23 protein-coding genes are annotated in these 22,605 nt (G+C 50.6%); 13 read left to right on the forward strand and 10 right to left on the reverse strand.

Annotation, left to right across the window (positions count from 1 at the left end; genetic code table 11):
- Positions 1–47: 47 nt before the first annotated feature.
- Positions 48–674, forward strand: a complete 627-nt coding sequence (locus tag KNP77_RS10090; RefSeq protein WP_214890561.1) for a TetR/AcrR family transcriptional regulator — start codon at positions 48–50, stop codon at positions 672–674.
- 301 nt (positions 675–975) lie between these two features.
- Positions 976–2,844 (forward strand): molecular chaperone HtpG, encoded by a 1,869-nt coding sequence (gene htpG, locus KNP77_RS10095; protein ID WP_214890564.1) that lies wholly within the window; start codon positions 976–978, stop codon positions 2,842–2,844.
- A 31-nt stretch (positions 2,845–2,875) separates the two neighbouring features.
- Here htpG and mgtA read toward each other — a convergent pair whose 3' ends face one another.
- Together mgtA and KNP77_RS10105 are read right to left on the reverse strand one after the other, a co-directional pair.
- On the reverse strand, positions 2,876–4,945 hold the full coding sequence (mgtA, locus tag KNP77_RS10100) for a magnesium-translocating P-type ATPase (protein WP_214890567.1): 2,070 nt from the start codon (positions 4,943–4,945) through the stop codon (positions 2,876–2,878).
- The gene (locus KNP77_RS10105) at positions 4,935–5,396 is read right to left on the reverse strand and encodes a cation-transporting P-type ATPase (RefSeq protein ID WP_214890570.1); all 462 of its coding nucleotides are present in this window, start codon (positions 5,394–5,396) and stop codon (positions 4,935–4,937) included. The genes mgtA and KNP77_RS10105 overlap by 11 nt, the downstream gene beginning before the upstream one ends.
- Positions 5,397–5,571: 175 nt before the next feature.
- Here KNP77_RS10105 and KNP77_RS10110 point away from each other — a divergent pair, with 175 nt between their 5' ends.
- The 3 genes from KNP77_RS10110 to ahpF all read left to right on the forward strand — a co-directional run bounded on the left by KNP77_RS10110 (position 5,572) and on the right by ahpF (position 8,806).
- Positions 5,572–6,366, forward strand: coding sequence for an SRA domain-containing endonuclease (locus KNP77_RS10110; RefSeq protein WP_214890573.1), 795 nt, complete (start codon positions 5,572–5,574; stop codon positions 6,364–6,366).
- A 340-nt stretch (positions 6,367–6,706) separates the two neighbouring features.
- On the forward strand, positions 6,707–7,270 hold the full coding sequence (gene ahpC, locus KNP77_RS10115; protein ID WP_016510347.1) for an alkyl hydroperoxide reductase subunit C: 564 nt from the start codon (positions 6,707–6,709) through the stop codon (positions 7,268–7,270).
- 12 nt (positions 7,271–7,282) lie between these two features.
- Complete coding sequence (gene ahpF / locus KNP77_RS10120) at positions 7,283–8,806, forward strand: alkyl hydroperoxide reductase subunit F (protein WP_214890576.1); 1,524 nt, start codon at positions 7,283–7,285, stop codon at positions 8,804–8,806.
- 35 nt (positions 8,807–8,841) lie between these two features.
- Here ahpF and KNP77_RS10125 read toward each other — a convergent pair whose 3' ends face one another.
- On the reverse strand, positions 8,842–9,243 hold the full coding sequence (locus KNP77_RS10125) for a hypothetical protein (RefSeq protein WP_214890580.1): 402 nt from the start codon (positions 9,241–9,243) through the stop codon (positions 8,842–8,844).
- A 143-nt stretch (positions 9,244–9,386) separates the two neighbouring features.
- On the opposite strand from KNP77_RS10125, the gene KNP77_RS10130 reads away from it, so the two are divergent.
- From KNP77_RS10130 to KNP77_RS10140, 3 genes are all read left to right on the forward strand, one after another.
- Entirely contained in the window at positions 9,387–9,734 is a 348-nt protein-coding gene (locus KNP77_RS10130; protein ID WP_035386661.1) for a PadR family transcriptional regulator, read from the forward strand.
- Complete coding sequence (locus KNP77_RS10135) at positions 9,721–10,683, forward strand: HAAS signaling domain-containing protein (protein ID WP_131441314.1); 963 nt, start codon at positions 9,721–9,723, stop codon at positions 10,681–10,683. The genes KNP77_RS10130 and KNP77_RS10135 overlap by 14 nt, the downstream gene beginning before the upstream one ends.
- Before the next feature lie 90 nt (positions 10,684–10,773).
- Positions 10,774–11,610 carry an aldo/keto reductase gene (locus tag KNP77_RS10140; protein ID WP_214890583.1) on the forward strand — a complete coding sequence of 279 codons (837 nt, stop codon included), beginning with the start codon at positions 10,774–10,776 and terminating at the stop codon, positions 11,608–11,610.
- Between the two features lie 33 nt (positions 11,611–11,643).
- Here KNP77_RS10140 and KNP77_RS10145 read toward each other — a convergent pair whose 3' ends face one another.
- The 3 genes from KNP77_RS10145 to KNP77_RS10155 are packed head-to-tail and all read right to left on the reverse strand — an operon-like array spanning position 11,644 to position 13,886.
- The gene (locus KNP77_RS10145) at positions 11,644–12,459 is read right to left on the reverse strand and encodes a MetQ/NlpA family ABC transporter substrate-binding protein (protein ID WP_214890586.1); all 816 of its coding nucleotides are present in this window, start codon (positions 12,457–12,459) and stop codon (positions 11,644–11,646) included.
- A gap of 25 nt (positions 12,460–12,484) precedes the next feature.
- Positions 12,485–13,147: a methionine ABC transporter permease gene (locus tag KNP77_RS10150; RefSeq protein ID WP_214890589.1), complete on the reverse strand. Its 663-nt coding sequence runs from the start codon at positions 13,145–13,147 to the stop codon at positions 12,485–12,487.
- Entirely contained in the window at positions 13,140–13,886 is a 747-nt protein-coding gene (locus tag KNP77_RS10155; protein ID WP_131490505.1) for a methionine ABC transporter ATP-binding protein, read from the reverse strand. Before KNP77_RS10155 ends, KNP77_RS10150 begins: the two co-directional genes overlap by 8 nt.
- Positions 13,887–14,076: 190 nt before the next feature.
- Here KNP77_RS10155 and KNP77_RS10160 point away from each other — a divergent pair, with 190 nt between their 5' ends.
- Positions 14,077–15,861, forward strand: coding sequence for an SLC13 family permease (locus KNP77_RS10160; RefSeq protein ID WP_214890591.1), 1,785 nt, complete (start codon positions 14,077–14,079; stop codon positions 15,859–15,861).
- A 48-nt stretch (positions 15,862–15,909) separates the two neighbouring features.
- Here the strand turns inward: KNP77_RS10160 and KNP77_RS10165 are convergent, their stop codons facing one another.
- Positions 15,910–16,653: a hypothetical protein gene (locus KNP77_RS10165; RefSeq protein WP_214890593.1), complete on the reverse strand. Its 744-nt coding sequence runs from the start codon at positions 16,651–16,653 to the stop codon at positions 15,910–15,912.
- 192 nt (positions 16,654–16,845) lie between these two features.
- On the opposite strand from KNP77_RS10165, the gene adhP reads away from it, so the two are divergent.
- The 3 genes from adhP (at position 16,846) to KNP77_RS10180 (ending at position 19,101) form a co-directional block, all read left to right on the forward strand.
- Positions 16,846–17,877 (forward strand): alcohol dehydrogenase AdhP, encoded by a 1,032-nt coding sequence (gene adhP, locus KNP77_RS10170; RefSeq protein ID WP_070328005.1) that lies wholly within the window; start codon positions 16,846–16,848, stop codon positions 17,875–17,877.
- Between the two features lie 160 nt (positions 17,878–18,037).
- Complete coding sequence (locus KNP77_RS10175) at positions 18,038–18,472, forward strand: MarR family winged helix-turn-helix transcriptional regulator (RefSeq protein ID WP_251139027.1); 435 nt, start codon at positions 18,038–18,040, stop codon at positions 18,470–18,472.
- Between the two features lie 104 nt (positions 18,473–18,576).
- Positions 18,577–19,101 (forward strand): CarD family transcriptional regulator, encoded by a 525-nt coding sequence (locus KNP77_RS10180; RefSeq protein ID WP_016510581.1) that lies wholly within the window; start codon positions 18,577–18,579, stop codon positions 19,099–19,101.
- Between the two features lie 30 nt (positions 19,102–19,131).
- Here KNP77_RS10180 and KNP77_RS10185 read toward each other — a convergent pair whose 3' ends face one another.
- From KNP77_RS10185 to mqo, 3 genes are all read right to left on the reverse strand, one after another.
- On the reverse strand, positions 19,132–19,827 hold the full coding sequence (locus KNP77_RS10185) for a uracil-DNA glycosylase family protein (protein ID WP_214890595.1): 696 nt from the start codon (positions 19,825–19,827) through the stop codon (positions 19,132–19,134).
- A 14-nt stretch (positions 19,828–19,841) separates the two neighbouring features.
- Positions 19,842–20,330, reverse strand: a complete 489-nt coding sequence (locus tag KNP77_RS10190) for a hypothetical protein (RefSeq protein ID WP_131441321.1) — start codon at positions 20,328–20,330, stop codon at positions 19,842–19,844.
- A gap of 114 nt (positions 20,331–20,444) precedes the next feature.
- Entirely contained in the window at positions 20,445–21,944 is a 1,500-nt protein-coding gene (mqo, locus tag KNP77_RS10195) for a malate dehydrogenase (quinone) (protein WP_214890597.1), read from the reverse strand.
- A gap of 242 nt (positions 21,945–22,186) precedes the next feature.
- Here mqo and KNP77_RS10200 point away from each other — a divergent pair, with 242 nt between their 5' ends.
- Positions 22,187–22,600: a (deoxy)nucleoside triphosphate pyrophosphohydrolase gene (locus tag KNP77_RS10200; RefSeq protein ID WP_070328000.1), complete on the forward strand. Its 414-nt coding sequence runs from the start codon at positions 22,187–22,189 to the stop codon at positions 22,598–22,600.
- The last annotated feature ends 5 nt before the right edge of the window (positions 22,601–22,605 follow it).

Genomic DNA, 22,605 nt, shown 5'->3' on the forward strand with positions numbered 1-22,605 from the left:
AACTGCCTGAACACGTTATAATGACGAGACAACAAAGAGGTGATTAGATGAACAAACGACAACAAAATAAAGAAGAGCGCTTGAATCACATCATCGATCAAGCTGAGACACTTTTTTTAAAAGACGGGTTTGAGCGCGTCCAAATGCAGGACATCGCCGACGCTGCAAACATCGGGGTGGCGACGCTGTTCCGCTATTTCCCGAAAAAAGACCAACTAATCGTCGCGGCCGCCATCCATAACTTGACACCGACGCTGCATGTCTTCAAGGAATTGACGGCGCGTCCCGGAGACGCCTACTCAAGACTAGAAGCAATACTCGATTATTTGCTTGGGCAACAGCTGCGTCAGACGAGCCACTCCCGATTCCGCGAAGCGTTCGAGAGCTACGCCTCGTTCGTCGCCTCCGCGCTTCCGGGAATCGACGGCTATATCGAACTGCAGCGTCAGATCATGGCGACGCTCGAGCCGCTCATCCAAGACGGGCGGACGGACGGGTCGTTCCGTCACGATATCGACGTGAAAGAGACGGTCATCACCGTCATCAACGCGTTCGGAACGTTCGGTAACAACATCATCTTGAAGTCGCACATCAGCTATTTAGAGAAAGATATCGACCCGACGATCCAACAGCGCGTCTTGAAAGAGATGCTGCTCGCTTACGTGCGGGCATGACAAAAGCCCCTTCGCAGTTGAAGGGGCTTGATGTTTAGGCAAAAAAAATGAGCACCTCTCTAAAGAGGTGCTCTCGAAAAGTCTACCGCGTCGAACCACGCTCCACAACGTGCTCCCGAAGGAATGTCCGCCGTCTTACATAGACCAGCTCATCGCATGTACTCAACAATACTCGAATGATGCTTCGTCGTCAATCTTTTGTTTTCATCTACCTTGACATCTCTCCAAAAATTAGGATAATGAAGAGTGTTAGCACTCTTATGTACAGAGTGCCAAAATCGAACGACAAAGGAGAACGGTCATGACAAAGAAACAGTTTCAAGCCGAATCGAAACGAATTTTAGAGTTGATGGTCCACTCAATCTATACACATAAGGACATCTTCCTGCGTGAGCTCATCTCGAACGCGAGTGACGCCATCGACAAGATGTATTACCGCGCCCTCTCGGACGAGGCGATCGACTTCAACAAGGACGACTATTTCGTCAAAGTCGAACTCGACAAAGACGCACGCACAGTCACAATCCGTGACACCGGGATTGGGATGACGGAAGACGAACTTGAATCGAACCTCGGGATCATCGCCAAGAGCGGTTCGCTCGCAATGAAGCAGGCGACGAAGATGGAAGAAGACCACAGCCTGATCGGTCAATTCGGCGTCGGTTTCTACTCGGCGTTCATGGTCGCTGACCGTGTGACGGTCCGGACCCGTTCCGTCGACAGTGACCAAGGGTATCTTTGGGAGTCAGACGGCATCGATGGCTATACGATCGAGCCGACGTCTAAACAAGAGATCGGAACTGAGATCGTCTTGCACTTGAAAGCCGACACCGAAGACGATACGTATTCTTCGTTCTTAGAGGAATATGAGATCCGCTCGCTCATCAAGAAGCATTCGGACTTCATCCGCTACCCGATCAAACTCGACGTGACGAAACACCGTCCAAAAGACGACTCGGAAGAATTCGAGGACTATGTCGAAGAAGAGACGATCAACAGTATGGTCCCGATTTGGCGCAAGCGGAAGAGTGAGCTCTCGGACGAGGACTACACGGCTTTCTACCACGAGAAGCGCTACGGTTTCGACGAGCCGCTCAAACATCTCCACTTGAACGTCGACGGTTCGATCCGCTATCAATCGATCCTCTATATCCCATCGACGGTCCCGTACGACTACTACACGAAAGAGTTCGAGAAAGGGCTCGAGCTCTACTCGAACGGCGTCTTGATCATGGAGAAATCGCCTGACTTATTGCCGGACTATTTCGGTTTCGTCAAAGGAATGGTCGACTCGGAGGACCTATCGCTCAACATTTCCCGGGAGATGTTGCAGCAGGACCGCCAACTGCGCGTCATCGCTAAGAACGTCAAGTCGAAAATTAAAGGCATGCTCGAGAAGATGCTTCAGAATGAGCGCGAGGACTACGAGAAGTTCTTCGACGCGTTCGGCCGCCAAATCAAGTTCGGCGTCTACGACCAGTTCGGCGCCGCGAAGGATGAGTTGAAGGACTTGCTCTTGTTCCACTCGTCGAACGAGAAAAAGCTCGTCTCGCTGAAAGAATACGTCGAGCGTATGAAAGAGGACCAGAAGTACATCTATTACGCGACGGGCGAATCGATCCATCGTATCGATCTTCTCCCGCAAACGGAGCGTTTGAAAGAAGAAGGCTTCGAGATCCTCTACTTCACAGAAGAGATCGACGAGTTCGCTATCAAAGTGCTCCAGTCTTATGAAGACAAAGAGTTCAAGTCGGTCGCGAGCGGTGACCTCGGTCTCGATGATGAGGCGGCGAATTCGCTCAATGAAGACAATAAAGACTTGTTCGCCTTCATGAAGACCGAGCTTGGCGATCGTGTCAAAGAAGTGCGCGCGTCAACTCGTCTCAAGTCGCATCCGGTATGCTTGACGGTCGCAGGTGACGTCTCGATTGAGATGGAGAAGATTATGAACACGATGCCGAACGGCGGCGGCATGAAAGCAGAAAAAGTGCTCGAAGTGAACGCCGACCACGCTATCTTCCAGACGTTGCAACGCGTCTACACGGAAGACGAGGCGAAAGCGAAACAATATACCGATCTTCTTTACCAGCAAGCACTCCTCATCGAAGGGTTACCGCTTGAAGATCCGGTAGCGTATTCGAATGCAGTATGTGCGTTGATGGCAGAGTGATGAATCAAGGCAGAGGGCGACCTCTGTCTTTTTATTTTTCCCGATAAAACCAGCGTTTCACCGCTTCGTTGAGCAAGACATAGCCAATCAGCAGCCCGAGTAACGTGAATAGAATCGGGAACGGCAACGGATAGAGGCCGAGCAGCGACGCGTTTGGCAAATAAGGCACGACGATCGCGACCGCACCGACAAGGATCGACGCGAATAAGAGGATCGGGGCCGGACGACTGTGATACAGGATCCGGCGTGTCCGCATGATCATCAAGATGAGCAGCTCGGTCAAAATCGAGAAGACGAACCAAGCGCTTTGAAACACGGACTCGTTCGCATTGAATAAGACGATCAACACTAAAAACACCGTGTAGTCGAATAAGGAACTAACGAGTCCGAAGACGATCATGAAGCGACGCACTTCTTTCAAATCCCATCGTCTGGGCACACGTACATCCTCGGTGTCGACTCTATCTTGCGAAATGGCCAGGGCCGGGAAGTCGCTCAAGAAGTTGATCATGAGAATCTGTTTCGGTAACAGCGGCAAAAACGGTAAGAACAACGAGGCCCCGGCCATGCTGAACATGTTCCCGAAGTTGGCGCTCGTCGTCACCATAATGTATTTGAGCGTGTTCGCAAACGTCGTCCGGCCGAGGACGATACCACGCAGCAAGACGCGCAGGCTCTTTCGAACGAGTACCAAATCAGCCGACTCTTTGGCGATATCGACCGCATTCTCGACCGTCAGACTGACGTCGGCCGCATGGAGCGCCGGTACGTCATTGATTCCGTCACCCATGTACCCGACGACGTGCCCGTTTTTCTTGAGCGCCAAAATAATCCGTTCTTTTTGGTTCGGGTCGACCTCGGCAAAGAGTGTCGTCGTCTCGATTTTTTGCCACAATGCCTCGTCCGACATTCGAACCAAGTCTTTCCCGGTCAGGATACCGGTGACTTGCAGACCGACGGCTTCAGCGGTGTGCAGCGCGATCGAAGCGTTATCGCCTGTGATGATCCGGAGGTCGACACCATGTGAGGCAAGTTGACGGATCGTTTCGGCGACATCAGCTTTCGGATGGTCGAATATGAGCAAGAAACCGATGAACGTCATACCGGTCTCATCGTCGACACTGTACTCGTCACGAATCGTCACTCGTTTTTCCGCAACACCGAGCACCCGGATTCCCTGGGCGCTCCAGTTTTCAAATTGAACTTCTAGCTCCATTCGCGCGAACGAGTCGAGCGGGTGTCTCGTCGCGTGCTTCCATACATGGTCGCACGTATCAAGCACACTATGGAAGGCACCTTTCGCCAGCATGCGAACGTCCTGCCCGTCTTGCACGATAACGCTCAAGCGCTCTCGCATGAAGTCGAACGGGACTTCCCCGAGACGCGTCACTGCCGCCACGTCGATCTGGCGGTGACGGCGAATCATATCGTCTAAGTCGTTCTTCATTCCCGTCTGGAGCGTGGCGTTCAAATATGTGGCTCGGAATACCTCGTCCGAGGAGACACCGCTCGCATCGACTGCATCGTCGATTCGAATTTGTCCTTCCGTCAGCGTCCCCGTCTTGTCCGTACATAGTACGTCCATGCCCCCAAAGTTCTCGATGGCGGTCAATTTGCGAACGATGACCCCTTCTTGTGCCATTGCTCGTGACCCTTGGGATAGTGTGATACTGATGATGGCACTGAGAAGTTGCGGTGTGATCCCTACCGCAAGCGCCACAGCAAACAAGAGCGAGTCGATGACATCCCGCTCGAACCAAACGTTGATGGCGAAGACGACAAGTGTCAGCACGAGCATGATGCGCGTCAACAGATAACCGAAATGACGGATTCCTCGTTCGAACTCCGTCTCCGGAGGACGGAGCGTCAACCGCTTCGCGATTTCACCGTATTCGGTCGTCCGTCCCGTGTGAACAACGAGCATCGCCGCGTTCCCGCTTTGGATGCTTGTTCCCATATAGACGCAGTTGAAGCGTTGTTCTAACGACTGGTCAGGCGCCGTCACGCCGACTTGTTTTTTGACCGCACCCGACTCCCCGGTCAGCATCGACTGATTGACGAAACAATGCTCACTCGTCAGAAGAATCCCATCAGCCGGCACCAAGCTCCCTGCTGACAGTTCGACGACGTCGCCTGGGCACTAATTCAATGGCAGGCACGTCGATCAAGTTGCCGTCGCGCCAAACTAAGACGTGGACTTTCACTTTGTCACGCAATTCTTCAACCGCTTTGCTCGCATGAAATTCTTGAAAATAACTGAGGACGGCACTCGCCAAGATGATAGTTAGAATGATGCCCGCATCGACATAGTCACCCGTCAGTGCCGAGATGAGCGTCGCACCGAGCAGAATGAGGATGATCGGACTTTTAAATTGTCCAAGCAATAACGCAAGCCGGGTAAAGCGGCGTTCTTTGGCGAGCGCATTTAATCCAAATTCGACTTGACGACGCTTGGCCTCAGTAGAACTGAGACCGTGAGTTGATGAGTCGAGTGCTTGGATTAAGTCAATAGAAGGACGGGACCAATATTCATCTGTCTGGATATCTCTCATGACCGTTGCCTTCTTTCATAATGAAAATGAATATGGATGTGGCTACATGAGTTGTATTCCCGTTTTTAGATGAGATGCTTGATTTGTTTTCGTTTATCCTACAAACAGGATCACAAATAGACATGATACAATTGAGCAGGATAATTGTAGAACAACTAAACAAACGAGGTGACATATGCTGTTCGAAAAAAACAAACTATACAAACGCTCTGTCCTTCACGATCAATACGGCGGGAGTCGTCAACGTGGAATTAGTACTCCGAACAAACACAAGCTAATCTTTATTTTTGATAGCGGGATGGATGAAGAGTTTGGATACAAGAATGGCTGGAGTGAAGACGACGGTTTATATTATTACAGCGGTGAGGGTCAAGAAGGGAACCAATCTTTTTCTTTTGGAAACAAAGCTCTTCTAAACCATATCGAAAATGGAGAAGACGTCTATCTCTTCGAATCACTTGGAAAAGGTAATTATCGCTTCGTGGATCAACTTATTTTAATCGGTTACGACATTCAATTCGGAATTGATAAACACCATAACCAGCGCGAAGTAATCGTTTTTGCATTCGAACCGCTACATGTTGTTCAAGAAGAAGCCCATCATTTTGCATCAACCATGCGCTATAAAACCGTTGAAGAGTTAAATGAAATTGCTTTACGTGATCCGAAACGAGCTACTGGTTTAAGTATGCCAGCTCGAAAATTACAAGTTCGCGAACAAACAGCAGCTCTTTATTACGCTGTGCTGGCTCGGGCAAATAATTGCTGTGAAGCTTGTGGAAACCAAGCCCCGTTTGAAACAGAAGAAGGTCCTTATCTCGAACTCCATTCTTTATATAAAGAATCAGATGATGGATTATCACGTCCCGATCAAGTGGCTGCATTATGCCCAAATTGCCACGCTCGCATGCACAAAGGGAAAGACGGAGCGGACTATAATAAACAACTGATTCATAAGTTAACAACTTGACGAACCTTAATCCAATATGGATAAGGTTTTTTTGTATGCAATTGATAAAATGTTGATTATTTACGAGAATGAAGCGCTTAATCTCTTCTTTACTCTTTTAACCAATAACTGTTCTACCCATTTTATATGAGTTTAAAAAAACAAATTATCAGTTTTCATGTAACCGTTTTCTTTACTGTTATGATGCGATTTTACATAAACACCTTGATAGATCAACCTTTTAGGCAGCATGCATACGTCTTGACAATTTCGCCTAGTTATATGAAATTAGTATTACATTATAATTATTCTAGTAGAGATACAATTCCGCTAGAGTAAAAACCCAAGGAGGACATACCCCATGTCATTAATCGGCAAAGAAATCTTACCATTCACAGCACAAGCGTTCCAAACAGGAGAATTCCTCGAAGTATCAGACAACAACCTTAAAGGTCAATGGAGCGTCGTTTGCTTCTACCCGGCTGACTTCACATTCGTCTGCCCGACTGAACTTGAAGACCTTCAAAACGAATACGCGACATTGAAAGACCTCGGCGTCGAAGTCTACTCAGTGTCTACAGACACACACTTCACACATAAAGCTTGGCACGAAACGTCAGAGAAAATCGGCAAGATCGAATACATCATGATCGGCGACCCGTCACACACGATCTCACGCAACTTTGACGTCTTGAACGAAGAAGATGGCCTTGCTGACCGCGGTACGTTCATCATCGACCCAGACGGCGTCATCCAAACTGTTGAAATCAACGCAGGCGGCATCGGCCGTGACGCGAGCACGCTCGTAAACAAAGTCAAAGCAGCACAATACGTCCGCAACAACCCAGGCGAAGTTTGCCCAGCGAAATGGGAAGAAGGCTCAGCGACACTTCGTCCAAGCCTCGATCTCGTTGGCAAGTTGTAAGGAGCGGATTCCATGTTAGAAGCAGATATTAAACAACAACTGGATCAATACTTGCAGCTCATGGAGGGCGATGTCGTCCTCCGTGTGAGCGCTGGCGACGACGCGGTCTCTAAAGAGATGCTCGACCTCGTCAATGAGCTCGCAAGCATGTCATCACGTATCTCCGTCGAAAACGTCACGCTCGAACGCACACCGAGCTTCAGCGTGAACCGTCCGTCTGAAGAGACGGGCATCGTCTTCGCCGGAATCCCGCTCGGTCATGAGTTCACGTCACTCGTCCTCGCGTTGCTCCAAGTGAGCGGCCGAGCGCCGAAAGTCGACGCAGATGCGATCAAGCAAATCCAAAACATCCAAGGCACGTACCACTTCGAGTCGTACATCAGCCTCAGCTGCCATAACTGTCCGGACGTCGTCCAAGCACTTAACGTCATGAGCGTGCTCAACCCGAACATCTCACACACGATGATCGACGGCGGCGCGTTCAAGGCAGAAGTCGAAGCGAAAGAAATCATGGCCGTCCCGACCGTCTTCTTGAACGGAGAAGCGTTCGGTAACGGACGGATGTCACTCGAAGAGATCTTGGCGAAACTCGGCACAGGTCCTGACGCTTCGGCGTTCGAAGACAAAGAGGCGTATGACGTCCTCGTCATCGGTGGTGGTCCGGCTGGTGCAAGTGCGGCCGTTTATGCGGCCCGTAAAGGCATTCGTACCGGCATCGTCGCTGAACGCTTCGGTGGTCAAGTGATGGACACGATGGGCATCGAAAACTTCATCGGCACGTCGTACACAGAAGGTCCAAAACTCGTCGCGAGCTTAGAGGAACACGTGAAAGCATACGGCGTCGACGTCATGAATCTTCAACGTGCGAAGCGCCTTGAGAAGAAAGACCTCGTCGAAGTCGAACTTGAAAACGGCGCGATTCTGAAGAGTAAGAGTGTCATCTTGTCGACAGGGGCACGCTGGCGCAACGTCAACGTCCCAGGCGAAGCCGAGTTTAAAAACAAAGGTGTCGCCTACTGCCCACACTGTGACGGTCCACTCTTCGAAGGCAAACGTGTCGCGGTCATCGGCGGCGGTAACTCTGGGATTGAAGCGGCCATCGACCTCGCCGGCATCGTCAAGCACGTCACGGTACTCGAGTTCGCATCTGAACTGAAGGCCGACCAAGTACTTCAAAACCGTCTTCACAGTCTCCCGAACGTGACCGTCGTCACGAACGCCCAGACGACTGAAATCACAGGTACGGACAAAGTGAACGGGATCTCGTACATGTCTCGTGAGACGAACGAAACGCATCACGTCGAACTTGAAGGCGTCTTCGTCCAGATCGGCCTCGTCCCGAACACGGACTGGCTCGATACGGTCGAACGCAACAACTTCGGAGAGGTTATCGTCGACCATCATGGTTCGACGAACATCTCAGGCGTGTTTGCGGCAGGCGACTGCACGAACAGCGCCTACAAACAGATCATCATCTCGATGGGCTCTGGTGCGACAGCCGCACTCGGTGCTTTCGACTACATGATTCGCAACTAACGAAAAACTCGTCCTCCACGTGGGGACGAGTTTTTTTATAGTTCAAACGACTTCCCTGAGTCCGGGATGAACAGGATCGAATCCCCCGTTTCCGTTTCAAATACATAAGCGACAGTTGGGACGAACGGATTCCATTCGTCCCCGTTCGTTCGCACACTTTCCGTATAAGTGACACTCCCGTACGTTGTGAACAGTTCTTGTTCCGCGGCAGCGACCGAGTAAGTCGGAATCGAAAGTACGATCGTAGTGCCGACTAAAAACACACTCACAAATGCGGACCATACTTTACGTCTCGGATACGTGAGCTTCACTACAATCAATATTGAAATCATCCAACCGATCGGCACCCCGAATGTCGCCGCACCTCCGTACCACGCGTCGTTCACGTAAAGTAACGTCACCGCCACTATCAAACCGATTGTCCACCACCATTTCATCCTGATCACCTCATTCTAATTATCCCAAAAACAGGAAAATAGGCAACTGAATTCCGGTTTCCTAATACTTTTATTCATAATTGTTGTACATCACACTATAGTGTATAATATACAGTATAAAAAGAATCGAAGGAGGCAAAGAGATGTCTGATGTAAAAGCCTCATTGATGACCGAGTTACGACGAGGCACCTTGACGATTGCAGTCTTGAGTCAACTGAAGACACCACAGTACGGGTATTCACTCGTTCAGGCGCTTCTCGATGCCGATGTCAGCATCGATCAAAGCACGCTCTATCCGCTCTTAAGGCGGCTTGAAAAGCAAGGGCTCGTGACAAGCTCGTGGGATACGACTGAGAGCCGGCCTCGCAAATATTACGTCCTCAGCGCAGAGGGAACGGATATGTTGCAGGAGTTGTATGCAGAATGGAATAAGATGTCGCTCACATTAAACCGTTTGATAGAAGGAGGAAACGACCATGAACCTTCGTGATGTGTATATTGCAGAAGTGACGTCTCGAATCCCTGAGTCGATGCGAGAAGATGTTGCGCTTGAACTCGAGTCCACGATTGATGATATGACGGGAGACGACCCGTCCGAGAAAGCTCTCTTGGAGGCCCTCCGTCAGTTAGGTGACCCGAGCATACTGGCCGCACGGTATGCCAATCGCCCGCTCCATTTAATTGGTCCAGCCCTATTCCCAGGCTATGTGAGTATTTTGAAGACCGTCTTGCCAATTGCTATCACACTCTCGATTATTCTCGCAACTATCGCTTATCTTGCTGATGCGAATGTTGAATCATCATGGGTACAATTCATCATCCAAGGACTGGTTCAAATCAGCTCTGCAATCTTCGAAGTCGTGATTCAGACTTTCTTCTGGATTACGCTTGTCTTCTTTATCATCGAGCGGGCTTCCCCAGAAGGAGATGTCCCTTTATCGAAATGGTCACCAGAAAAATTAAAGAACGTAAAACCACGTACAAAGTTCATCCCCCTCAGTTCAATCGTATTTGATTTTGTTATGGTCGTTGTCTTGCTGATGCTCTATGTGAACACTGATCAATGGATCCGCTTATCAATTGACGGAGAGACATTCCCCCTCATTAACCCAGAAATATTGGATCGATTTTTCCCGTTCGTAATTGCGCTAGCCGTCTTTGACATCGGAATTGGAGTTTATAAGTGGATTGTGCGCTATTGGACGAAACCGCTCGCCCTATGGAATGTGGCCTTGAACGTTCTATGGATTGGAGTGACGGCACTGATTCTGCTGCAACCAGAGCTCATTTCATCGGAAGCTCTCGCTCTCCTAGCCGAACGAACCAGCGTCGCTCTCACGACACTCACACAATGGGGTGTATGGAGCATAGTGCTGACTGTCGTCGTCGTCTGTCTCATCGATTTGATTGAAGGATGTTATAAAGCGTTTCGTCCTTAATTGAAATACTCATCTCGCATTCAAACGTTTCATTCCCCAGGAAAGTGGAATAGCCGAGAAGAGAACGTATTTCCACGGAGGAGGCATTTTATGAACATTCCGACCATCAAACTACACGACGGTTACGAGATTCCAGCTATCGGACTCGGCACCGTCTTCTTACGAGGCGAGACCGGTGTCGACGCCATCACGAGCGCGATCCGTAACGGTTATCGTCTCATCGACTCAGCGATTCGCTACGACAACGAAGGCGCGCTCGGGGAAGCAGTCCGCCAGTCCGGTATCCCGCGTGAGCAGTTATTTTTGACGTCGAAACTGCGTGGTCAATATTTCGATTATGATGAGGCCCTCAATATGATTCAAGAGTCGCTCTACCGGGCCAACCTCGACTATTGGGACTTATTTTTACTCCACTGGCCGAACCCGAAGCAAGATAAATACGTCGATGCATGGCGCGCGCTCATCCAAGCGAAAAAGAACGGATGGATCCGCTCAATCGGCGTCTCGAACTTTATGCCCGAGCATCTCGACCGCTTAATCGAAGAGACGGGTGAGACACCAGTCATCAACCAAATCGAGCTCCATCCCTACTTCTCCCAAGTCGAGCAACGTCAAGCCGACAAAGAGCGTGGCATCATCACCGAGGCGTGGAGTCCGCTCAGCCGGGCCCGGACCGTCATCCATGACGAGACGATCACCGAGCTCGCCAACCAAAAAGGTAAGACGGTGTCGCAAGTCATCCTGCGTTGGCACATCCAGCTTGGCGTCATCCCGCTCCCGCGTTCGTCGAGTGAGCTGCACCAACAAGAAAATCTCGCCATCTTCAACTTCGAGTTGACCGAGGACGAGATGGAGACCATCAATACGTTGACGAAACCGGATGGCCGCATCGACAATCAAGACCCGAGAGAATATGAAGAATTCTAAAAAAAAATGAGCCGCATGGGCTCATTTTTTTCGTTAAAACGCCGGGATCGCCGTTTCGTCATAATTCTCTTCTAAGAACGCACGGACTTCGTCGCTCGTGAGCGCTTCACCGAGTTTCTGGATTGCTTCGTCGTCCTTATTGTCTTCACGGGCGACGAGCGTGATGGCGAAGTCGTTCTCGACCCCTTCCGTCAAGAGCGCGTCGCTCTTCGGTGTAAGGTTGAGCGGTGCCGCGTACGCCGGCGTCATGAGGACCGCGTCGACGTCGTCATAGGCACGCGCGAGCATGAGTAGATCGACTTCTTCGAACTTAACGTTTTTCGGGTTGTCCGTGATGTCTGCTTGCGTGTAATACGAACCGGTCTTCTCCCCAAGTTTGATCACGTCGTGCTGCGCGAGCAGCGAGAGTGACCGGTCGATGTTCGAGACGTCGTTCGCGATTGCGATCGTCGCGCCTTCTGGGATGTCGTCGATGTTGTCGTACTCTTTCGAGTAGACGCCGTAGTTGGCGAAATAGATCGGTTCGATCGGGACGAGGTTGGCGTCATTGCTGCGGTTGAACTCTTCCATGTACGGGACGTGCTGGAAGAAGTTCGCATCGACTTCTTTCGCCGCGAGCGCCGTGTTCGGTTGCACGTTGTCGCCGAGGACGACGATTTCGAGTTCGATGTTGTCTTCTGCGAGCTGGTCTTTTGCGATCTCGAGCATGTCGGTCATCGGTGGGATGAGCGAGGCGACTTTGAGCGTCTGCGGCTCGTTTGACGGTGTTTCCGTCGTTGTTTCGTTGTCAGTTCCACACGCCGCGAGGACGAGAGTGAGTGAGGCGAAGAGTGCCATCAATTTTTTCATGGATTTTCCTTCTTTCTATAGATGATTAGCGTTTGTCGATGACCCGGGCCACAGTCGTACCGGTGAACTGGATCAGCTGGACGAAGACGAGCATGATGAAGATCATGTACAGCATCAGCTCCGTCTTGAACTGTTGATAGCCGTAGCGGATGGCGAAGTCGCCGATGCCGCCGCCCCCGACCACCCCCATGATGGTCGAGTACGAGATGAAGCTGATGATCGACGTCGTCAGCCCGAGGACGAGTCCGGACCGGGCCTCGACGTATAGAAACTTGAAGATGACGTCTTTGATCGACGCCCCCATCGATACGGCCGCATCGACGACGCCGCGCGGGACGTCTAGGAGCGACTGTTCGACGAGACGAGAGTAGTGGGCGATGGCGATGATCGCGAGTGGCACGGTCGCTGCCGCCGTCCCGAGCGCCGTTCCGATGATGAGCCGCGTAAATGGAATCAAAAACACGACGAGGAGCAGGAACGGGAACGAGCGGACGATGTTGACGACCAAGTTGAGCACCGAGAAGACGGCCCGATTCTCGAGCAACTGCCCTTTCCGGGACAAGTAGAGCCACGTTCCGAGCGGTAAGCCGACGAGGACGGCGGCGAGGATCGAGACGCCGACCATGATGAACGTCTCACCGATCGAGCGCCAAATCTCGGTCTGATATTGAACGAGCACGTCAGGCATCCGGCTCACCCACCTTTCGCAACTCGTTGACGAACCAGGCCGGATTGTTGTCGATTTCCGGGACACCACGCGGGACGAGACCGAGCGTCTCATACACCGATCCATCCGCCATGACGGTCACGCGGTCACACACTTGCTTGATGACGTCCATCTCGTGGGTGACGATGACGATCGTGACACCGAGCGCCTCGTTGATCGACTTCAGCACGCCGAGGATCTCGGCCGTCGTATTCGGGTCGAGCGACGAAGTCGGCTCGTCACATAACAAGACGTGCGGTTCGTTCGCGAGCGCCCGGGCGATGGCGACGCGTTGCTTTTGCCCGCCACTCAGCTGGGCCGGGTACTTGTCCTTGAACGACTCGAGCCCGACGAAGCGGAGGCATTCGAGCACCCGTTCCTCGTGCTGCGCTTTTGGTCGCCCGGCCAGTTTGAGCGGGGCGACCACGTTGTCATATACCGTCTTGTTGCCGACGAGGTTGAACTGTTGAAAGATCATCCCGATGACGTGTCGCTGTTCGCGGAGTTGCCGGCTCGATAGACTCGTCAGTTCGTTCCCATCGACCGTGACCGTCCCTGCGTCCGGCGTCTCGAGCAAGTTCATCAGGCGCAGCAGCGTCGACTTGCCGGCACCGCTCGCACCGATGATACCGTATACCTCGCCTCGTTCAATCTGAAGCGAGACGTCACGGACCGCCTCGTCACGACCAAACTGTTTGCTTACATTCGTTAACGTGATCATAGACCGTCCCTTTCTTTCATACTGGAAAAGTGGAATGATAACCGTTCTCCATTTTAGCGAACTAAAGGACGATTGTCAGTTGAGGCGGCTCGTCATAATGGTTCGGTCTGAGCTTGAAGTACGTTTTACTTCACTTTCCGCCTTCTAGACACTTATAATAAAATTAATAAATACCATAGGGGGTATATGAATGACTGCCGAAATATTATTGACCTTCGCTGTCTTGGCGCTAGCGATCGTCTTATTCGTCACCGATAAACTCCGGACCGACCTCGTCGCCGTCTTGATCATGGTCATCTTGCCATGGACCGGGGTCATCACGGCTAATGAGGCATTTTCTGGATTCGCGTCAAACGCTGTCATTTCTGTCATCGGGGTTATGTTGATCGGTTACGGTGTCGAACGTTCCGGCATCATGACCGTCGTCGCAGAATTTATCACGAAACGAGTCGGGGGCAAAGAAAAGAACGTCATGGCAACGACATCGACAACCGTAGGACTCATCTCGGCGTTCATGCAAAACATCGGTGCGGCCGCCTTATTTTTACCGGCCTTGAAGCGGATCAGTAAAAATGCCAACATCCCGGCTTCCAAGCTGATCATGCCGATGGGGTTTGCCGCCATTCTCGGGGGCACACTGACGATGGTCGCTTCGGGCCCGCTCATCATCTTGAACGACTTGTTGACCGAGTCCGGGTTTGACGCTTTAAACTTGTTCGCTGTCACACCAATCGGTCTCGTTTTGCTCGCGACCGGCATCCTCTACTTCTACTTCGCGGGCGGCCTCGTCTTGCCGAAAGCGTCCGGGGAAACGCAGACGACGAGCGCTTCTTTCATGGAAGAAACGCATCAATTGACGACCGACATCCATGAGCTCGACGTCAACGCTCGCCTTGCCGGACAAACGATTGAACAACTCGATATTTGGTCGACGTATGGGATCAACATTCTCGCACTTCGCGAAGGTGAGAGCCACGTCTATGGCCCTTGGCGCAAGACTCGCCTCGCCATCGGGCAGACGCTCGCCATCCTCGGAACGGACGAGGCGATCAATCGCTTCGCGGCCGATTATGAACTGACCATCAAACCTGAACTTGAATACTTCGCTTCGCTTGAAAATGAAGACGAGAGCGGGTTCGCTGAGATCATCATCCCGCCGACGTCGCCGTTTATCGGGAAGACGCTCCGCGATATTGGCTTCAGAAAAAATTTCCGACTTGAGCCGCTTGCCATCGTCGGAAGCGACGGTACGCAGACAAAACTGGAAAACGTCCCGTTCGAAGCCGGCATGCAACTCGTCGTCTACGGCAGCTGGAAAGATTTGATCAATTTGCGGAACGGTCGCGAAGTCGCGATTTTAAGCGATGTGAAAGCACCCGAACTCACTCCGCAGCAGAACAAGAAAAAGCCAGCCTTGTTTTCAATCATCGTCGCCCTCGGTCTCGTCTTTCTCGGCTTTCCACTGTCGCTCAGCTTCTTTACGGGAGCCCTGCTGATGATTTTACTCGGTGTCATCCCGAAAGATGAGATTTACCCAGCCATTGACTGGAAGACCGTGTTCTTACTAGCCGGGCTCATCCCGCTCGGTATAGCCTTTGAAAAGAGTGGCGCTGCCGCTTATACGGCGGATGCCATCGTCAATCTCGTTGGCGGGTGGAGCACGCTCGCAATTCTATTCATCATCGGGATCATCACGATGTTCTTCTCACTCTTCATGTCAAACGTGGCAGCGACCGTCTTGCTCGTCCCGCTCGTTCTGATGATGGCCGATACGTTCAACATCGATCCGATCGGTCTTGCGCTACTTGTCGCGGTATCAGCTTCGAACTCGTTCATTTTACCGACCCATCAAGTCAACGCCTTCATCATGGGACCGGGTGGTTACCGCAACGCGGACTATATGAAGGCCGGAGGAGTCATGAGCCTCCTCTTCCTTGTTGTCTCGGTTATGATGATTTACGTATTATATATGTAACATTCAAAAAGGCAGAAAGCGCAATCACGCTTTCTGCCTTTTGTGCATTTAAATCGGGTGCCGCTTGAAATGGTCGGCGATATGAGACCGCATCGCATCACGGTTCTCAGCGAAGATACGATGTCGGTGTCCGTTTCCGCCTGACGGATGCGGAAACCCGCTCACGACACGTTCTGGTGCGATGAGCCCTCGGGCGACGAGCGTCTCGACGGCCCGACGCACGTTGACACCCATCGGTAAAATGAGCGCATCTTCGAGGACGGCCATCTCGTCGGCGAAACTTCCTTCGACGTATGAACGGAACAGCTCCGTTCTTAACATGTCCGGACTCGAACCGTTATAGTTCTTTCCTTTATAAAAAACCGGATAAGGCAACACAGCGGTGTTCTGCACGAGATGGTTCGCCTCACCGAACAAGTCGAGCGTCGACTCGATCTGGAGATGGTGATGCAAGTCCAAGTCGTCGAGCATAGTCACCAAGTTCTTGCGGATCGGCCCTGAGAAGCTGCCGCGCTGTTTGACGGCCTGGAGCGCTGCTTCATCCGAAGCGTCAGCCAAGTCGCGGATCGCCTCGAACGACTGTCGCATTTGATAGAGACCCGGCGTGATGCCAGCAATGACGACTTTAGCGTTCGGATTGATGTATTCGAACGGGGCATAATAAATGGTCAATTGCTTCTCCGGGTCTTCCTCAAGAAGGAACATCTCGCTCTTCAACGTCGTTTCGTCCATGTCAGGAAGCTCAATGATTTTCTGTTTATAGGCTTGAAACAGGTCGGTTCGTGTCGGCACGATTCATCCTCCTTTCGTGTTCTGTCTTATCCTGTTCCCCAAAATCATTATGTGAAAAAAGTTCATGAAAGCGACAAGACTTCGCCTTTAGTTAAGCGTTTTCATTCCCTTTTTTATGCTATTCTTTTCTTGTCAGTTTGGTAATTACATATCTTTAATTACCTATAATTAGGATAGGGAGCGTGGGATAAAGTGAAAGCAGTCGTAGTCAATTCATCTAACAAAGCGAATATCGAAGTGGTTGAAAAGGAGTTGCGCCCACTAAATTCTGGAGAGGCGCTTGTCGACGTCGAGTATTGTGGCGTATGTCACACAGACCTACACGTTGCCGCGGGAGATTTCGGTGATGTCCAAGGCCGCGTACTCGGACACGAAGGCATCGGGATCGTTTCAAAAATTGCTGACGACGTAACGAGTTTGAAAGTCGGAGACCGCGTCAGTATCGCCTGGATGTATCATGCCTGCGGGCGTTGTGAGTACTGTACGACTGGACGCGAAACGTTCTGCCGCCACGTACAAAACGCTGGATATAGCGTTGATGGCGGGATGGCCGAGCAAAGTATCGTAATGGCCGATTTCACTGTCAAAGTACCAGACGGACTCGATCCGGCACAAGCTTCGAGTATCACGTGTGCCGGTGTCACGACGTATAAAGCCATTAAAGTGGCTGATGTGAAGCCAGGTCAAATCGTTGTTATCTACGGATGCGGTGGTCTTGGTAACCTGGCAATTCAGTACGCCAAACACGTGTTCAATGCGTACGTCGTCGCAGTCGACATCAATGACGACAAACTCAAACTCGCTAAAGACAGCGGCGCCGATATGATCATCAATCCAGTGACAGAGGGCGCTGCGGACAAAATCATCCAAGAGCAACTCGGGGGCGCACATGCAGCGGTCGTCACGGCCGTTTCAAAAGTAGCCTTCAACTCTGCGGTCGACGCTGTAAGAGCGTGTGGAAAAGTTGTCGCGGTCGGACTTCCGTCTGAAACAATGGATTTGAATATCCCACGTCTCGTCCTCGATGGCATCGAAGTCGTCGGATCACTCGTCGGTACACGTAAAGACTTAGAAGAGGCTTTCCAATTCGGGGCCGAAGGAAAGGTCGTACCGGTCGTCCAGAAACGTTGCCTCCACGAAGTCCAAGATATTTTCGAAGAGATGGAACAAGGTAAAATTCAAGGACGAATGGTCATCGATTTCAAAAATAAAGAATGCCAGTAAAAAAACGAGGCCATTTGGTCTCGTTTTTTTACTGGCGTCTAAACCGGGTCATCGTATGACATGATCATCTGTTCAGTTGAACTTGAGATACTAGCGCATTGACGCGCCCTATCCGCTTTTGTATAGTTAGGAACGACAAAACAGAATAGGAGTGACCAATTTGACTCCATACGAACAACTTACGCCAACGCACCTTTTGGATTTGCTCGGTGAGCGCCACGATCAAATCCGACGCATTAGCGAACGGGCATGGAACGAACAACATGATATTTACATCTCCAACTCGGAATGGTACATCCTCGCCCGCATCTACCGAAAGAATCCGACCATCTCCGAAGTGACACGGAACGTCCATGTGTCACGCCAGGCGATCCATAAACTGATCAAGAACTTGAAGACAAAAGAGCTCGTCACGGTGACCGACCACCCGACGAGCCGAAAAGACAAATGCATTCAGCTGACCGACCTCGGTATCCGCTGTTATGAACAAAACGAGGCGCTAAAAGCCAATCTCGAACAAAAAATTGCCACGACACTTGGCGACGATGCGTTTAATCAGTTGCAGACGTTGCTCCAAACCGACTGGAAACTGTGATCTCTTCTCATAATAAGAAGAGGTTTTTTCCGTCTGTGCGGCCTTCAATGTCAACCGGGTTGACAATTTACATCAATTACCTCTATAATGGATATTAGGAAGAGGTGATCGATTTGTTCAAAATTGATGATTTAATCATCTATTCGACCCACGGAGTTTGTCGCATTGACGAAATTTCCGATATGACGGTCGCAGGTGAGACGAAGTCGTACTATACGCTCCATCCAATCAACAACGCGCAGAAGCTACAGATCAGTATTCCGGTCGATAGTGACAAAGTCATGATGTTGACACTCTTGGAAGCTAAAGAAGCAAAAGAGATCCTCGAATCGTTCCGCTCTCCTGGTGTCGAATGGAATCCCCATCCGAATAACCGGAACCGCGAATTCTTGCATGTCGTTCATTCGGGCAACCGTCACGATATCGCTCAAGTCATCAACACGCTTGCTCGGAGACAAACCGAAGCAGTTTCGTTGAACAAAAAGTTATATGAACAGGATCGTAAGATTTTAGAAAACGCTAAAACGATTCTTGTGAAAGAACTTTCACTCGCGCTTCATTTGTCGGAAGAAGTCATCGATCAACAGATTGCCGCTTATTTGAGCGCTGAACCTGTTGCCGCCACTTGATTGGACCCTTCTATATGAAGCGGTCTTTTTTTATTGTTTGAACGCCTGTAACACTTGTTCCTTCAACGGTTGGAAGCTCATCCCTAAGTTTCCGTGGTACATAAAATGCTTCGAGCATAGCACCGTCCCGATTCCACCGTCACGGTATGTAAATGGAATCGGGCCTTTTGCAATCCAGTCGCAGAGTCGAAGGTTTCGATTGAATGTCTGACGTGGAACCATGTGCTCCTCTTCAAGCAAACCGAGCAGTTCGCCGAGTGCCTGTTTGCTATGGACAATAATTACTTTCGGTCGATAGGTGAATAACAATTCTCGGAACACTCGATTCCCATACTGAATCAAGTCAGGATTTACGCTAAGCAAATCTTTCGCTCGTCTCGTCGGATAGGCGTTCATATTCGTCTCAATCACTTCAACTTCTCCATTCGCCCTCAGCTCTAAATCTTCGACAAATTTATTCAAGCCGATCCGCGTGCGTGATAAGTCCGTCTTCCCTTGCGAACGGCGAATCATCTTCACGCGCTCCAAAAACTGCTCTCGATGACAAAATGTATCGATATACTCTTCAGCACTTGCAAAGTCGTCCTTATGCATCGGCGTCGCTGGATTGATGCCAACGATGAAGACGTTGCCTTTTGAACTCGGGGATTTACTGACGAACGGTCGGAAATAGTAGGGATGGGGCGCACGTTCGACCCAACTTTTTAACACTTCAACTGAACACATGCCCCGGTCTCCTCTCAATCAGTCTGTAAAGTCACATCTTCAGCTAATCCCGTATTGTTAATCTTGTTGTACTGGTCATAAGCTTCCGTCACTTCGTTCAAGTCTTCTGGATCAATTAAAAATGTTTGAGTCCCTTTCTCAATCAGCAAAAGCGGCTGCCCTTTGAACTTTACTTCATCCAAGATCTCGGATGCGTCTCGAACGATCACTGTCTCCGTTGTTGGCGTGAGGCACCGGACTTCTGTGTGATCTAGCCACTCCAATATTTCTGTGACTTCCGACTCGACATCAAACAATATGGCGACCAAAACATAATGATCCCCTTGTTTCATCAGGACAGCATAGCAATCACCCATTTGGACGCATTCCGTCTTCGCCGTCTCCATATAGTCTTCGTAATGAGGGAGGACACAATACTCGTAACTGTCCGGATATTTTCGCAGGTGTTCGAGATAAGCACCATACTTTTTTCTTTCCCACTGTGTAAGCTTGATTTTATCCATCCTCTACCTCCTACATGATGGTATTCACCTTTTATTTATAACCAATATATGGTTTTTAATGTTGCAATTCAAAAGAAAAAGCGAGAATATTTTCGCATTCTCGCTTCAACCGATTCAATTGTGCACGACACCCTTTTCTTTCAAGCCGAGCGCCATTGCCGTCGATTCGTGGATCGTCTTGAACAGCTCAGGATGGTCTGAGAGCGAGACGCCGTACGATGGCACCATCGCCTTGATCTTCGGCTCCCATTCCGGCAACTGCTCAGGGAAGCACTGCTCGAGCACTTTCAACATGACGTGGACGGCAGTCGACGCACCGGGTGACGCACCGAGGAGCGCCGCGACCGAACCGTCTTCCGCACTGACGACTTCTGTCCCGAATTGGAGCGTGCCTTTGCCTGCTGGCGTGTCTTTAATGACTTGCACACGCTGACCGGCGACGACGATTTCCCAATCCTCGTTTTTCGCGGTCGGGATGAACTCACGGAGCTCGTCCATCCGCTTGTCGTGCGACAAGAGCACTTGCTCGATCAAATATTTCGTGAGCGGCATCTCTTTCGCCCCGGCCGCAAGCATCGTCACGACGTTGTACGGTTTGACCGATTGGATGAGGTCGAGGTTCGAGCCTGTCTTCAAGAACTTCGGCGTAAAGCCGGCGAACGGTCCGAACAAGAGCTCTTTCCGTCCATCGATGTAACGTGTATCAAGATGCGGCACCGACATCGGCGGCGCGCCGACTTTCGCCTTACCGTATACTTTGGCGTGGTGCTGCTCGATGACGTCACGGTTTTTACAGACGAGGAACAACCCGCTCACCGGGAATCCGCCGATATGCTTCGACTCCGGGATACCCGTCTTTTGCAACAGCGGCAAGCTGCCGCCACCGCCGCCGATAAAGAGGAACGGCGCCGTATGCGTCTCGATCGTATTCGCCTCGATGTCCTTCACTTTCACTTCCCATAGCCCGTCTGGCAACCGTGTCACGTCCTCGACGCTATGCTTGTAGTTGACCTCGACATCATGATTCGTCAAATGGTCAAACAGCACCCGCGTCAGCGCGCCAAAGTTGACGTCCGTCCCTGAGTCAATTTTCGTCGCGGCAATCGGCTCATCGATCGTGCGACCTTCCATGACGATCGGCATCCATTCGCGCAACTGCTCCAGATCGTCCGATAAGACCATACCATCGAACAACGGATTATTTGTTAGCGCTTCCAAACGTTTCTTCAAGAAGCGGATATCTTTCTCCCCTTGGACCATGCTCATATGTGGGATCGAGCGGATAAAGTCTTCCGGTTGTTGAATCAATCCTTTGTTCACCAGATGCGCCCAAAACTGGCGCGAGATTTGGAACTGCTCGTTGACGTTAATCGCTTTTGAGATGTCGAGCGTGCCGTCCGAATTCTCGGTCGTATAGTTCAACTCGCAGAGGGCGGCATGCCCCGTTCCTGCGTTATTCCATTCGTTCGAGCTTTCTTCCCCTGCGCTTGCGAGCTTCTCGAACACTTTGACTTCCCACTCCGGTACGAGCTCTTTAAAGAGCGACCCGAGCGTCGCGCTCATAATTCCCGCACCAATCAAAATGACGTCTGTTCTCTTCTGGACACTGCTCATGAAAACCCCATCCTTCTCCCCTGAATTTGTGTATGAAACGACTCAGTAAATCCCCATTCGCCGATCGTTTCTTTGTAATCGTTATACTGATTATAACGCTTTTGTGATGAAAGATAAGGGTTAAGTAGTGAAAATAGAGATGAAACTTTTTATCGAGTTTACACTTCGGAAATCGCCGACGTCACACTTTGTTTCGAATGGTATGATGAAGGCAACTAAACGAACAGAGCGAGGTCAGAAGTATGAAAAAAAAAGTAAAAGTTGTAGCAGCTGTAATCGAAAATGAGAACCAAGAGATTTTGTGCGCACTTCGCTCAACCGATATGCTTATCTCAAATATGTGGGAGTTTCCTGGTGGGAAAGTCGAAGCTGGTGAAAATCTACAAGAAGCACTTGAGCGAGAAATTCTTGAAGAGTTAAACTGTGAAATCACAGCACATGAAGTGATTAATGAACACGTTCATGAATATGAGACGTTTATCATTCAATTAATTTCACTGCGTGCTGAATTGAAGTCAGGCACTCCGGTTGCAACGGAACATGACGCTTTGATCTGGTTGAAACGAGAAAACTTACATTCCCTCGTCTGGGCGCCAGCAGATATCCCTGCCGTAAATGACGTCATCAATCAAACGACGAAAGCCGAGAACGTGTAAAAAAC

Origin of the sequence: Exiguobacterium sp. s142, from assembly GCF_018618455.1 — a bacterium.
In the GTDB taxonomy this organism is placed as follows: domain Bacteria; phylum Bacillota; class Bacilli; order Exiguobacteriales; family Exiguobacteriaceae; genus Exiguobacterium; species Exiguobacterium aurantiacum_A.